The organism is Acinetobacter sp. WCHA39, from assembly GCF_002165385.1.
Taxonomy (GTDB): Bacteria; Pseudomonadota; Gammaproteobacteria; order Pseudomonadales; family Moraxellaceae; genus Acinetobacter.
On record NZ_NHRP01000034.1, the window covers coordinates 16,544 to 30,643 of the forward strand.

The window sequence follows — 14,100 nt, forward strand, 5'->3', positions numbered from 1 at the left end:
CCAATCCAAAAGAAGCTATCTTTTGGGTGGCTTCTTTTGATTTAATACAGAACATTACGAATAAATTTTAATACGCATGTGCCACGATTAACATAACGATAAAGCACATCACTTTTAAAAAGAATCGACTGACCTGCACAAATCACACGAGTTTCATTTTCAAATTCAAGGCTTAATTCGCCCTCTAAAACATAAATAAGTTCTTGCCAACCCTTTAAATCCGCTTCCGCACAATACACCTCTCCCACCGCAAGTGACCACTTCCATAACTCGGTTTGGGTATGTGTTGGTACAGCAGCCAAAAGCGTAGCATGACTATCTTGGTCTTTTCCTTGCCAAGCAAGCGTATCCACAATAGCTGATTCACTCAGCTCAGGGGCGCTCACAATACGTTTAAAATCGACAGCCAAAACAGCAGCAATCGCATCTAACTTGGCTAAACTAATATTCACTTGTCCTGTTTCCAAGGCAGCAATCGTACGCCGACTCACACCAGCACGATCTGCTAATTCTTGTTGGCTGAGTTGTGATTGATCGCGGAAAAAACGAATATTTTTTCCTACATATTGTAGAACAGTGTCAACTTGGCTCATTTACATCAGTAATCAAATTAATATCCGTGCAATATATTGCACAAAACTCTCAAATAATACAATATGTGCAGTATATTGCACTTATTCATTAGGCTTATTGTTGTGTCGACTTTATATCACTCCCCCAAAGCAGCTCAATTTGCACTCATTTTCATTACCATGATTTGGGGTGGAACTTTTTTAGCGGTGCAATACGCCCTGAATTTTAGTAGTCCCATGTTTTTTGTAGGCTGTCGTTTTGCTGTTGCAGCTTTAACCATCTTGCTCATTTCAATCAAATCAATGCGTGGATTAACTTTAAAAGAAATACTTGCAGGAACGGCGATTGGTATCGTGATTGCGATTGGTTATGGTACACAAACCATTGCGCTACAAACGATTCTAAGTAGTGAATCTGCCTTTTTAACCGCTCTTTACGTCCCTCTCGTCCCTATTCTAATGTGGGTTATTTTCCAAAAAAGACCTTCACTCATGACATGGTTGGGGACAGCTCTCGCTTTTATTGGATTAGTGCTTTTAACTGGAAATGGAATTTCCAATATCAGTTTAAGCTATGGACAAACACTGACCTTAATTTGTGCCTTTGTGATTGCGCTAGAAATTATTTTGATTGGTTATTTTGCAGGGAAAGTCAATTTAAGACGAGTCACTGTCATTCAGCTTGCGGTTGCTTCGTGCTTATCTTTTGTCAGTATGCCCATTATTGGTGAACACAGTATTCCTGATTTTTCATGGCAATTAAGCATTCTAGTATTTAGTCTTGGTTTAGCCAGTGCGCTGATTCAATTTGTAATGAACTGGGCGCAACGAATGGTCGACCCAACCCGTGCTGCAATTATTTATGCAGGTGAACCTGTTTGGGCAGGTGTATTTGGGCGGATTGCAGGCGAGCGATTACCATTATTGGCGTTATTCGGTGGGTGTTTAGTGGTGCTTGGTGTTTTAGTCAGTGAGTTGAAATTTAAGTTATTAGAAAAACAAAAAGAGAGCTAAATAGTGCTCCCTTTTCTATAATCTATGGTGTTTTCTTTTTTAACAACATCTGTGGCTGATAATATTCAACCGTTGGTATCTGTTCATAGAATGGATGCAATAATACTTTCCACTGCTGATATTCAGGCGATTTCCTAAAACCTTCAGTATGATTTTCGATACGATCCCAAAAGACCATCAAAATATAGCGATGATGGTCTTCGACATGTTTAATGAGCTGTACAGCATTCAAACCTTCCATTGGATAAATCATCTCTTTCGCGGTTTGAAATGCGGATTCAAAAGCCTCGCTTTGATCGGGCTTAATATTTAAATGTACATGTTCAATAATCATAGTTGATCCAATTTATTGGTACATGGGTTGATTATCATTGAGTGCGATTAAACCACGAATTGCTCTATATAACCCCCAAATAAAAGTAACAACAATAGTAATAAAACAGAATATCCACCCAAATATCACAACCATCGTAGATGAATCTAGATTACTTCCAGTAAAAATTAATAACAGAAAAGGAGAAAATGCAAAAAGTGTCCAAGCCAAATACCACCAAAAGGTACGAATTTGCCAAGTAAAATGGCTCTCAAAAATTGAACCTTGTACATCAGTACGTTTTACATAATTAATAATTAACGCAATAATCGCCAACAAACCACCACTAAAAATTGCAATGATATAAAGTACATACAGAACCAAGGTTAAGGTGCGGTTTGGATCTTGATCAACGGAATAATTCATTTTTATTTATCTCCAAAAACTCCCCTCCCAATCAATAAAACACATTGAGTGGAGAAATTAACCAACATATCAACAATATATGAAAGATTATGGTACAGAAATAAATCTTACGAAACGGTTGTTTTTGTGTTTTATGTCTCAGTTTTTGCTGAGCAAGCCACCCTCCACACCAACCACCCAAAGAGTCCACGATATGCAAAGTCTGCTCTGGAACACGGCGATTTCCCAATTGTGCTGCTTCTTTGTCTTGCGCATACAACCAATAACTAACGACATTCATCAAGCTAACAAACAGCAAAGTATACGGCGGCAGCAATTTACTAAAGCTTGCAATCAGCATAAATACAATATAAATCACAATACCAATCTGCATCGCTGACCAACGCTTGGCAGATGTCGGCTGAGCAGGTTTGCTGCGATGTTCAATTACTTGTGATGCTTTTAAATAAGTTGCTTGCTGAGCGCGATAACGACCGCGCTCATCCAAAATGACCACATATTCCAAGGCACACCCCACAATTGGACGCGGCCCTGTGCGAGCAAAGTCTTTGATATGGATAAAAACACGATCTTTATGTGCATCATTCGGTTGAATAAAGCCATAGCCTTTATCATCGAACCATTCAACTAAACGCCCTTGATCTCGCATATTCCTACCCTAAACCTAAAACTTGTTGTAAACGGTTTTGTAACATCATGCGCATTTCCATAGGGTCTTTTTGTGAAATATCTTCACCTGTCCGCCCTTCTGCTGCATTTTTCTGTGCGACCTGTAAACGCATACACCAAAAACGACAAGCAGCCATTGCTAGGAAAATATCCAAACAAGCCAATTCATCTTGTGTCAGTGGACGAATGCTTTGATAAGCACCTAAGAATGCCTCAGCTTTTTCTATATCCAAATGGGCTTGGGGATAAGCTGTACAGAAGTCATTGATACTAATCGCAATATCAAATAGCCATTCATCTTGATTGAGTTCATAAAAATCAAGAATACCTTGTAATTGATCTCCCTGAAACAAGGTATTATCACGAAATAAATCAGAATGAATAAAGCCTATTGGTCTGTTTGGATATGCTTGCGTAATCACTGTAAATAAGTGAAAGACCTGATTTAAAAGTTGTTGATCTGCTTGAATCAATTGAGGACGTAATTGGTTTGCTACTTCAGACCAGTATTGATGATTGCGATTAAAATCACGTTCCAAAGGAAAGCCCTGCAAAGCCAAATGCAATTTTGCCTGCGCTTGAGCAATCGCCTGTACTTGTTTAATACTAGCTTGTTCAGGATGTTCACCCATCAAACGAGGTGCAATCTGAGCAGGTTTATCTGCAATGCTATGAATTGCCTGCCCATTGTATTTTAAGGGCACCGCCACAGGTACGCCTGCCTTACCCAAACAATCCAGTACAGGTACCAGTTCACCTGCCCCCTCAGCATCTAATTCTTCAAAAACCGTTAAAACATAGTGTTGTTTTGATTGATCCACCAAAAAATAATTGGTGTTTTGAATACCGCCCTGGATTGGAATCAGGTCAATGATCGCTAAACCATAAGGCTCAGCGAATGCTTGAACTTCTTCTAAACTCAACGGGGTATAAACCGACATGGAAAACCTGCAAAAAATAGCTGTGAAGTTTGATAGAATACCTGTTCCCTCCATGAAGGTGTAGCACCCCTTTCTTTATTGGCGATTTTTTGGAAAATTTTATGCTCGCAAAACGTATTATCCCTTGCTTAGATGTTGATAATGGTCGAGTCGTCAAAGGCGTTCAATTTCTTGATATTCGTGACGCAGGTGACCCTGTTGAAGTCGCACGTCGTTATAACGAACAAGGCGCCGATGAAATTACCTTTTTAGATATTACTGCTACCCATCATGGACGCGATACGACTTACCGTACGGTAGAACGTATGGCGGAAAGCGTGTTTGTACCTTTAACTGTAGGTGGTGGTGTCCGTAAAGTTGAAGATATTCGCCTATTACTAAATGCGGGTGCTGATAAAGTCAGTATCAACTCGGCAGCAGTATTTACCCCTGAGTTTGTTCAAGAAGCTTCTCAACGTTTTGGCGCACAATGTATTGTGGTCGCAATTGATGCGAAAAAAACTGGCGAAAATAAGTGGGAAATCTTTACCCACGGTGGTCGTAAACCAACAGGAATTGATGCGATTGAATGGGCTGTCAAAATGGCTGACTTCGGTGCAGGTGAGTTGCTGATTACCAGTATGGATGCCGATGGAACCAAAGCGGGTTATGACATTGCCTTGATGCGTCAGATCAATGATCGTGTCAATATTCCGACCATCGCATCAGGTGGCGTAGGCAATTTACAACATTTGGCTGACGGAATTTTGAAAGGCGGTGCAGATGCGGTACTGGCTGCTTCAATTTTCCATTTTGGTCAACACACCATTCCAGAAGCTAAGCAATATTTGGCTGAGCAAGGGATTGAAATGCGTCTTTAAACGCGAGTATTACTCAAAAAACCAACCTCTCAAAATCATCGTTTGAGAGGTTTTTTATTCACTCAACATTTCCTCAGGCAAAAAAATACCTTGCCTAAGCAAGGTATGGAAACTGCGTTTATACAACGCTAGAGGGTAAACGTGAATTTTGTCATTTTGAAAATTCTGTGCATTTCAAATGCTTGAATCAAAATAGCTATAAAATGAACAAAAATATTGACATTAAAAACAGATTTTATTGACAATTCACGACATGGACGACTGAAGTATTGTCGTGATTCGTCAAAATTTTGGTGCTTTATTGTCACACTTCGCATTTTTCACTAAGCAACTGATTCTTGTTGCTCCGCATCGGCTACAGGTGGTGTCACTAACTTTGGTTTTTGCTCAACCCACTTCGCAGGGAAAACCGATTCAATCGCTTGAGTCAGCGCTTTGGAAAGTGGCGCAGGTAGAGGTAAACCGAGTGGATTGGCTTCTTTTAAATCAGCAGATGAAACCACGCGTGTGCCCATGACATAATCAAACCATGGACGGGTCACACACCAATTCGCATCTTGATTTGAGTTCATGTGATGATCATAATGCCAGGGAATACGTTTTTTTGCCCATTCTGGCTCTAAATGAGAACGGCGATGCACATAATAATAATTACCTGCACAATACCAGAATGACAGCGCCATCCCTTTGGAGAATGGATAGGCTGCCGCACTCAACACGGTTGCAACCACAGCCAATGACATAATTTCATTACGTGTACGCCAACTGTCTAGACCTTCCACATAACAATCATCAGAAAAGTCTTGTTTACGGACTTCACGATGATGTGCCCAATGCGATTCCATCTGTTTTGGCGTTGGACTGAAACGTGGCTTGCCTTTACGGTGTACCCCATGCAATAGATATTTATGAGCAAACCATTCATATGCATTTACAACTGCCAAACCTGCAACAAAACCCTTCAACATGGTTTTCTCCAAATGTTTCCTTATTTTTTTAAAGATATAAATTTTTGTAGGCGAAGTATTGACGATACGATATATTTATATTGACAAAACACGACAGAATAAGGAGTAGACAGGATGTCCCAACTCAAGAACTATACAGGCTCTGTTTATGGCGGATTAGGGCATTTATTAAAGGCTTATTGCGAAACAAAAAATATTGAAATTCCTGAGCAATTACAACAAGTCCAAAATCTTGAACGTTTTGATTACGTCATTTGGCGTGACTTACTTGAAGATCTTAATCGTTTAAATCCCAAGACAGGTTTAGGCTTAGAAATTGCAGAGCACGTACAACCTAAACATTTAGGAATTATTGCTTATCTCGCACTGTCATGTGAAAACTTGGGCGAAGCATTGGCGCGTTATCATGATTTTCATCGCTTAATTTATGATGGTAGCCCTCTCGTCGTTGAATTTAACCCACCCTACGCATCAATCCGCTGGGAAGCTCCAGAACCCAACCCAACCCAATTAACAGATGAAATTGCAATTGCGCTGATGGTGCAATTCCATAAGTTATTTCTGTCAGGTGAAGATCTCAATCTACACGAAGTGCATTTTGTGAATACCGCACCGAAAAACATTATGGTTTATGAGCAGTATTTCCGTTGTAAAGTCCGTTTTGATCAGCCTAAAACTCAGCTCTTACTCCCGATTACTGAAGCATTCAAACCACTAAAAACAGGTGATCACACTCTGCAACAATTGTTATTGCAACAAGCTCAGGCACTATTAGATAAACTACCGAATTCAACACAATTAGATCAGCGTTTACAACATGCAATTTTAACGGGCTTACAGAAGAATCAATATCAGATTGATTTTATCGCTGAGAAATTGGGACTTTCTGTACGACAATTACAGCGTCATTTACAACAGCAAAACACAACCTTTCAGGAGCGTGTCCAACAAGTCCGCTTTATGTTGGCTACAGAATACTTAAAAGATCCGCATTTGAGCCTACAAGAAATTGCCTTGCTACTTTGCTATTCGGAACAAAGTGCTTTTCAACGTGCATTTAAAATTTGGACTGGTTTAACTCCACAACAGTGGCGAAAGAACAATACCATTTATAGTTCTTAATCAAATTGATAAGGAAACGATGGTTTCTTAAAGCATTTTTTATAGAAATGGATTTTCGATTTCCTGTTCAGGCTTACGCTCAATCTGTTCAGGCAAGCTCTGTGCTTCTAACACCATGACCACTTCGTTGATAAAACTTTGTAAAGCTTTCGCTGCCTTTAAACCTGCTTGATCTTTTGTGATTTGCAAATTGCCATATAGACTTACACAGTCCACTTCATTTTCCAAAGTCAGATCATAAATTGCCGAAGACTGATCGCCTTGTTCAAAAGGTTTAAACATCTTTTCCTCTCATTGTTCTTTTCTGTTTTAGGCTACTTGAGTTAAGCATAACCACATTAGGATGCCTGCGAAATTAGCGCAACAATTGTAAGAAATACTGAACCAATGCATCAATCAATTGTTTGATTAAAGCTTGTTTGGTTTCCTCATCAATTTGCGGCAAATTAGTCTCATCAGTTTGTGTCTTCCCAGAAGAGAATTGCTGCTGTTGTGCTTGAATACTTGCCGTGGTTGCTTCTTCAGCACATTGACTTTGTCTATCCCAACTCACATAGCTAATTTCTTTATTGGCTTTAACTTGTTGTGCCGATGTAGGCAATTGATAAACATTACGCTTTTGTTGTTCTGTGAGTTGTGGAAATAAATTAATTCCTAACTTTTCTTCTAAATAACAGATGCTCACCACTTTAACCTGTAATGAATCATTATTCGGTGCATAGTACGCCCCAATAATCCCCTGTTTAGGTAAATACACGGCTTTGTATACCGCTGTAGGAACTATTACGCCATTCCCTATGGTTTTTAAACGCTTATCTTCAAAGATCGGTCCAGTCACAACATAAGCATCTTTATGCTGTTTAGTCACAATAGAACGCACTGCTTCTTCGAGTTTACGCCAAACTTCCTGATTATTCTTCGGTGATTGTGGCACCATATTGGCTAAAGAAAAACTGTCATGTTGTGCCGCAGTGTTATTCATATCACCATTCGGTGCCATATGTCCACGATCGTACCCAGAACCACGGTAGTCCGCTAACAATGCACGATGAGCGAGAGGCACTCGTGTTTCTTCGTGAAAACTATCTTCGCGCTTAATTTTAATACTTAAACGATCTGGGGTAAGGTATTCCGCTGACCACAATGGTGTTTTTGAAATACCTGAATACATCACATTAAAATCATTAAAACACAAAGCATAACTATCTTTTTTTAGACTTTCTTTTGTAAGTAAAGGAGGAACATCTCGATAAAATTGTTCTAAGCAAGCACCATGACTCGATGGCAAAGGAATTAATTTAGAAATTTTTTCATTACCAAATGCAATCGCGAAACTGCCTGTTGCGATCAAAGCAAGAACAATTTTTCCAAAATTTTGGCTCAAAAAAGCAAATTGTGTTTTACTCTTTTTGGTTGTTTTCTTCGCCATAACTAAATCAAAATCAATATGAATGCGAAGCTTAGCAATTCCATATTCAACTGTATATTGAGATAAAGCAAAGAACGACACTTTATGTCGCAAAACTGTTCACTTGATCACCAGATAATAAAAAAGGCACTCTAAAGTGCCTTTTTTTATGTTACCTAAATTTCAATTTGACTGCCTAACTCCACAACACGGTTGGTTGGAATTTGATAGAAGTCACTCACAGGGCTAGTATTACGTTGCATTGAGATAAATAAGCGTTCGCGCCACGGAGACATACCATCTCCCACACTATGAACAATACGATCACGTGAAATAAAGAAGCTAATTTGCATCAAATCGTATTCAAAGCCTAATTCTTCGTAAGCTTGAATCAAGGCTTTTGGCACATTAGGTTCATCTTTAAAACCGTAGAAAATTTTGATGCGATAGAAATGTTCATTCAACGTTTCAACACTAATTCGCTCCTCTTGAGGAACAAATGGAACATCTTCAATCACAACCGTGACTAAAATATTACGCTCATGTAGTACTTTATTGTGCTTAATATTATGTAGCATCGCATGCGGAACAACATTAGGCGTTCCGGTTAAAAAGACTGCATCGCCAGGTACCCGATGAACATTGTCCCCAATACTTTTCACAAATAAATCGAGCGATAGAGTGTCATGTTCAAGCTTAGCAAAAGTAAGCTCACGCCCACGTTTCCACGTCATCAGGATCATAACCGCGACTGCACCGATCAATAACGGTACCCAACCACCTGAGAACATTTTTAATGATGCTGCTGCGACCAGTACGGATTCCAAAATAAAGAATGGAATAATCAACAGCATCACTTTTGGTAAGCTCCATTTCCATGCATAGTATATGAATACAGCAACCAAAATTGTGTCACATAACATGGTTAAGGTCACAGCCAAGCCATAAGCACTTGCAAGGTTTGAGCTGGTTTTAAAAATTAAAATTAAGATGACAATCGAGATCAGCAATAACCAATTCAGAAATGGCACATAAATTTGTCCTTCTTCAGAATCAGAAGTATGTTTAATGCCTAAACGTGGTAAATAACCCAATTGGATTGCTTGACGAGCTAAAGAGAAAACCCCAGAAATAACGGCCTGTGATGCAATCACAGCTGCCATCGTTGCCAAGATAATCATTGGGTACAAAGCCCAACTTGGGACTAGTAAATAGAATGGATTTTCAATCGCCGCAGGATTGCGAAGTAACAGCGCACCTTGTCCAGCATAATTGAATACAAGGCAAGGCAAAACGACACTAAACCAACCGAAACGAATTGGACGCGGTCCAAAATGCCCCATATCTGCATATAAGGCTTCACCACCTGTGACCGTCAGAACAACAGCACCCATAATAAAAAATGCTTGTACAGGATGAGTGAAAATAAACTGAATTGCCCAATGAGGACTAACCATACCGAGTACGATTGGTGTTTGCACGACGCTAATGACACCCAAGATCCCCAATGACAAAAACCAGAGTAGCGTAATTGGCCCAAAAAATTTACCAACAAACGCGGTTCCGTGTTTTTGCATTAAAAATAATGTCGTTACAATCACAATTGCAATTGGCACAATAAACGGATCAAGTACATTGGTTGCAATTGATAGACCTTCAACAGCGGAAAGTACTGAGATTGCAGGCGTAATAATACCGTCACCAAAAAATAGCGATGCCCCAACAAAACCAATCGCAATTAAATAAATCTTCTTACTATCGGATATTTTTGCTTTGCGTAGATTCAAAGCAAGTAAAGCCATGATTCCACCTTCACCATTGTTATCCGCACGCATAACAATCGCGATGTATTTAATACTGATAATCAGCATTAAACACCAAAAAATAATCGACAAGATTCCCAATACATTTTCAGGTTGAATTCCTAAGCCATGTGCAGCATGGAAGGATTCTTTCAAAGCGTACAGAGGACTGGTTCCAATGTCTCCAAACACCACCCCTAATGCTGCCAATGCAGTGGCAGGTAAGGCTGCTTTTTTTGCAGTACTTTGCATATATTGTCTTCAATATAGAACGTTATATTCCTTAATATTATCATTAGCCAAGAAGTTTTTCTGCAAATCTATTCGACTACAACTTGGCAGTCTGCTTTTTTTTAGTTACTATCGCACACCTTGGTGAGGTGTCCGAGTGGCTTAAGGAGCACGCCTGGAAAGTGTGTATACGTTTGCGCGTATCGAGGGTTCGAATCCCTCTCTCACCGCCAAGTTTACTTTCTATGATATCTCATAGAGTCCTAAAAGCTTAAATCTAAAGGGTTTAGGCTTTTTTTATTGCCTTATGTTTTCCAATTGACCCTATTGAATCCTGATACAGTTGGGGGTATAACTGGGGGTATAATAAATTACCCTCATTTTTATACCCCCAAATTTCTACGGGAATCGTTGCAATGCTTACAGATGCTCAGGTCAGAAAAATCAAACCTGCTGAAAAGAAAACCAAATATTCTGATGAAAAAGGCATGTATCTGGAAGTCACACCGTCAGGTGGCATGCATTGGCGTATGAAATTTCGCATCAATGGGAAAGAAAATATTTTCAGTATTGGTACATATCCAGACACCACACTTGCCCAAGCGAGAAGAATCCGTGATGAAGCACGTTTAAAGTTAAAAGATGGTATTAATCCAAACGAAGCGAAGAAACAAAAAAAATTGCAGGTCGATGAAAGTACACTTTTCAGAGCACTTGCTATGGAATGGATGCAAGACCGTAAAGCCGTCATTAAAGAGGCGACCTATTTACGTGACTTATCTGTTTTTGAAAAAGATCTGTTCCCAGTCCTAGGTAACATGCCTATTGACCAAATTAAGGGGAAAGATGTTCTTGCCTGTGCCAAAAAAATTGAAGAGCGTGGTGCATTGGAAATGGCAAAACGCTCAATCCCTTTAGCTGGTCGTATTTTCCGCTTTGCGATTCGTAAAGGCATGATTGAGAACGATCCTACCCCACACTTAGGAGAAGCGCTCAAGCCACGCAAAGTAAAAAATATGGCTCGTCTGGATATTTCTGAATTTCCTGCCTTTGTTGAACGTATGGATCGCTACCACGGCAATCTTATCATTCGATCAGCATTACAATTGATGACGCTTACTTTTGTCAGAACGGCAGAACTGAGAATGATGGAATGGAATGAGATTGATTATGAAAATCATTTATGGCGCATTCCTGCACACAAAATGAAAATGGCGATGCCTCATATAGTGCCTTTATCAAAGCAAGCTTTAGAGATACTGGAAAGGATTCAACCGATTACAGGTATAAAACAGTATGTTTTCTATAATTACAGTACCGCTAAGCCAATTAGCAGCAATGCTCTTTTATGTGCAATTCGAACGATGGGATATATGGGAAAAATGACCGGACATGGATTTCGTGGTCTTGCTTCCACGACCCTACATGAGAAAGGTTATATGCATGATGCGATTGAAATTCAATTAGCGCATACCGTTGGGAACTCGGTTTCTCAGGCTTATAACCATGCGCAGCACTTAGAATATCGAATAAAAATGATGCAGGAATGGTCTGATTTTATTGATAATTTACGCAAATAAGACCTTCTTAATTAGCTAGAAAGATGATACGCAATCAATATCGAGACTATACTATTACATATTTCAAACCCATTGGAAATATTGAAAGCTTTTCAGATCTTTATCACCCAAAAAAATTAAAACATATTAATCAGAAAATTATTTAAATCATCAAGCATCATACTCTATAGCTCTAGTTCAAAATCTCAGGATTCTTCTGAAATTCTGGAGCCTTACTATGAAAAGTAATGTATAGAAGATTCACTTCTTTAACTCATCATGAATTCGCTTCCAATGATTAGATAATTGTCGTTTTATTAATATCTCATCCATAGCTTCTGAAGCTCTATATGTATAAGTAATAAAATTACGTTGTTTACGAGCTAAGTGACTATACATTCTATAAATTTTTCTACGATATGTCTTAGTTCCATTTCGTTTGGCTTTATTCTTAGATGCCTGAATCTTTGATACCAAACGTCTGTAATAATTAGACAAACTAGATGAGCGTATTAAAATTTTTTGCCCATCATAAATGAAACCCAAATATTGTAATGGCTTATTTTCTAAACTTACAGCATCAATTGCCGTCAATCCCCCCAACTTCTTTACAAATTGAATCTTCTCAACTTTCTCATCATTTATCCTAAGCTGCTGCCCTCCATGATCTATAAGAAACTGTTTAAGCTTAGAATATATATCATTAATATCTATATTTTTAGGGAAAATAACCAAGATGTCATCACAATAACGTCTATATATTCCCCCAATGCTGGCCATCAGGTCACAGCACTGCTGGTCAAAATCCAACATATAAATATTAGAAAGTATAGCTGACATAGGAGAACCCTGAGGAATACCATATCGTTTTCCATTTTTTTTCTCCGGTATTTGTACTAGATATTTATAGCTTCCATCCGAATTAACAGACTTATATTTTTTAATACTTTGAAAATCCTCTATTGATTGATGCCTAGCACTAGTCTCTTTTCTTAATGGATTTGGAATACATTTTCCTAACCGTTTTCTACTTAACTTATCAGGCCACCCTAAAACAGATAAAGCTTCTTCAATATCCAAAAAGGAATAGTGTGTTAAAGATTTAAAAACCATATAGTTATCTTTAGATAGGTTACTTACACCATTAACTCTCTGCCATTGTTTCTTTAAAATGTCATGATCTAAGGTATCAAAAAAACTGGATAAATCGATTGCTAGTACATTACATTCTTGGGCTCTTTCAATCCAATCAAATACTTCTTTAGCGAAATCCACATTTGATTTCCCCAATGAACGATACGCTAATATTGATGTGTCTAGAGATGTTTTATTAATCACATTTTCATATTGCTTATCAAGTATATATGAATAATAAGCATAGATATAACCATCTCTATTAGCCGAGTAACGTAAGGGACGGATTTTAGCTTTCCTTCGGCTCAAACCATTATGATTTCTAATCTTTCGAACACTTTGTTCAAACCCAATAAAGGGTAAAAACCAATGTTTAGCTACCTTATCCGGATTAGACACAAGAGAAAAAGCTGATTTGGCATCAAGCGGCATGTCAAAATGGATTCTTGATTTAGGTCTATTTCCATTAGGGCCTTTTGATAAATGCCTCTTATCGTAAATTTGTTCTTTATATTCTTCAAAATTTAGCAAAATAATCCTATTTAGCAGATCCGCAAGGGCTTGTGGCGCGTCTCACGTTACGCCCCTACGGAGTCTTCAAACTTTGGTTCAAAACGTTATTAATTTCTTAAACCCAGCACTAAATTTGTCAAAAAACATCTTTGACTAACGCATAAAACTTAACATGCTATACTATTGGAGGAAGTATGATGACCAACTGTGTGGTGATATTGTTGAAACTAATCGTAGCCTTTCTGGCTCGCTTCGTTATTACAATATCTCTTAACAAACTGCTGGACAGTTCAAACAACATCCCTTCGCGAGCTAGACTAACCACTCCAAAGGCCTGTTCAATTTAGCTAAAAATTTAAATAAAATCAATATAGAATAATCAAAATAACTACACATAACTGTTTGAATAAAATTGTAGAATTATTTGGGTAATTTTAATTCATATAGCTTTCCCTAAACTAGGGCTTGTTGAGAATTAACAAAGGGTAGTGATTAATTTATAATAGTACTATGGATAGATACATACTTACTGATGCCCAATGGGCAAAAATGGAACCTTTTTGCCTAG

Annotated in this window: 14 protein-coding genes and 1 tRNA gene; 5 read left to right on the plus strand and 10 right to left on the minus strand. The window is 38.5% G+C overall.

Features of this window, described 5'->3' with window-relative positions; all coding sequences use genetic code 11:
* Positions 1 to 41: 41 nt before the first annotated feature.
* A complete protein-coding gene (locus CDG56_RS13945; RefSeq protein ID WP_087548221.1) occupies positions 42 to 593 on the minus strand; it encodes a helix-turn-helix domain-containing protein in 552 nt (183 codons plus the stop codon).
* 63 nt (positions 594 to 656) lie between these two features.
* Between CDG56_RS13945 and CDG56_RS13950 the strand changes: the two genes are divergently transcribed.
* Positions 657 to 1,586, plus strand: coding sequence for a DMT family transporter (locus CDG56_RS13950; RefSeq protein WP_413772788.1), 930 nt, complete (start codon positions 657 to 659; stop codon positions 1,584 to 1,586).
* 22 nt (positions 1,587 to 1,608) lie between these two features.
* On the opposite strand, the gene CDG56_RS13955 is transcribed toward CDG56_RS13950, so the two are convergent.
* The 4 genes from CDG56_RS13955 to CDG56_RS13970 are packed head-to-tail and all read right to left on the minus strand — an operon-like array spanning position 1,609 to position 3,935.
* Positions 1,609 to 1,920: an antibiotic biosynthesis monooxygenase family protein gene (locus CDG56_RS13955; protein WP_004659987.1), complete on the minus strand. Its 312-nt coding sequence runs from the start codon at positions 1,918 to 1,920 to the stop codon at positions 1,609 to 1,611.
* Positions 1,921 to 1,932: 12 nt separating this feature from the next.
* On the minus strand, positions 1,933 to 2,325 hold the full coding sequence (locus CDG56_RS13960; protein ID WP_087548223.1) for a DUF4870 family protein: 393 nt from the start codon (positions 2,323 to 2,325) through the stop codon (positions 1,933 to 1,935).
* Between the two features lie 31 nt (positions 2,326 to 2,356).
* On the minus strand, positions 2,357 to 2,974 hold the full coding sequence (locus tag CDG56_RS13965) for a DUF1294 domain-containing protein (RefSeq protein ID WP_087548224.1): 618 nt from the start codon (positions 2,972 to 2,974) through the stop codon (positions 2,357 to 2,359).
* Between the two features lie 4 nt (positions 2,975 to 2,978).
* The gene (locus CDG56_RS13970) at positions 2,979 to 3,935 is read right to left on the minus strand and encodes a homoserine kinase (protein WP_087548225.1); all 957 of its coding nucleotides are present in this window, start codon (positions 3,933 to 3,935) and stop codon (positions 2,979 to 2,981) included.
* 101 nt (positions 3,936 to 4,036) lie between these two features.
* Here CDG56_RS13970 and hisF point away from each other — a divergent pair, with 101 nt between their 5' ends.
* A complete protein-coding gene (hisF, locus tag CDG56_RS13975; RefSeq protein WP_004659983.1) occupies positions 4,037 to 4,795 on the plus strand; it encodes an imidazole glycerol phosphate synthase subunit HisF in 759 nt (252 codons plus the stop codon).
* A 323-nt stretch (positions 4,796 to 5,118) separates the two neighbouring features.
* Here the strand turns inward: hisF and CDG56_RS13980 are convergent, their stop codons facing one another.
* A complete protein-coding gene (locus tag CDG56_RS13980) occupies positions 5,119 to 5,763 on the minus strand; it encodes a sterol desaturase family protein (protein ID WP_004797727.1) in 645 nt (214 codons plus the stop codon).
* Between the two features lie 114 nt (positions 5,764 to 5,877).
* Between CDG56_RS13980 and CDG56_RS13985 the strand changes: the two genes are divergently transcribed.
* Positions 5,878 to 6,885 carry an AraC family transcriptional regulator gene (locus CDG56_RS13985; RefSeq protein WP_087548226.1) on the plus strand — a complete coding sequence of 336 codons (1,008 nt, stop codon included), beginning with the start codon at positions 5,878 to 5,880 and terminating at the stop codon, positions 6,883 to 6,885.
* A gap of 39 nt (positions 6,886 to 6,924) precedes the next feature.
* On the opposite strand, the gene CDG56_RS13990 is transcribed toward CDG56_RS13985, so the two are convergent.
* The 3 genes from CDG56_RS13990 to CDG56_RS14000 all read right to left on the minus strand — a co-directional run bounded on the left by CDG56_RS13990 (position 6,925) and on the right by CDG56_RS14000 (position 10,347).
* A complete protein-coding gene (locus CDG56_RS13990) occupies positions 6,925 to 7,167 on the minus strand; it encodes a hypothetical protein (RefSeq protein ID WP_087548227.1) in 243 nt (80 codons plus the stop codon).
* A gap of 73 nt (positions 7,168 to 7,240) precedes the next feature.
* Positions 7,241 to 8,314, minus strand: a complete 1,074-nt coding sequence (locus tag CDG56_RS13995; RefSeq protein ID WP_034602596.1) for a DNA/RNA non-specific endonuclease — start codon at positions 8,312 to 8,314, stop codon at positions 7,241 to 7,243.
* Positions 8,315 to 8,469: 155 nt separating this feature from the next.
* Positions 8,470 to 10,347 (minus strand): potassium transporter Kup, encoded by a 1,878-nt coding sequence (locus CDG56_RS14000; protein WP_087548228.1) that lies wholly within the window; start codon positions 10,345 to 10,347, stop codon positions 8,470 to 8,472.
* Positions 10,348 to 10,469: 122 nt separating this feature from the next.
* On the opposite strand from CDG56_RS14000, the gene CDG56_RS14005 reads away from it, so the two are divergent.
* Positions 10,470 to 10,559 (plus strand) — tRNA-Ser (locus CDG56_RS14005).
* Between the two features lie 183 nt (positions 10,560 to 10,742).
* A complete protein-coding gene (locus CDG56_RS14010) occupies positions 10,743 to 11,906 on the plus strand; it encodes a tyrosine-type recombinase/integrase (RefSeq protein WP_087548229.1) in 1,164 nt (387 codons plus the stop codon).
* A gap of 240 nt (positions 11,907 to 12,146) precedes the next feature.
* Here CDG56_RS14010 and drt2 read toward each other — a convergent pair whose 3' ends face one another.
* The gene (gene drt2, locus CDG56_RS14015) at positions 12,147 to 13,550 is read right to left on the minus strand and encodes an antiviral reverse transcriptase Drt2 (RefSeq protein WP_087548230.1); all 1,404 of its coding nucleotides are present in this window, start codon (positions 13,548 to 13,550) and stop codon (positions 12,147 to 12,149) included.
* Between the last annotated feature and the right edge of the window lie 550 nt (positions 13,551 to 14,100).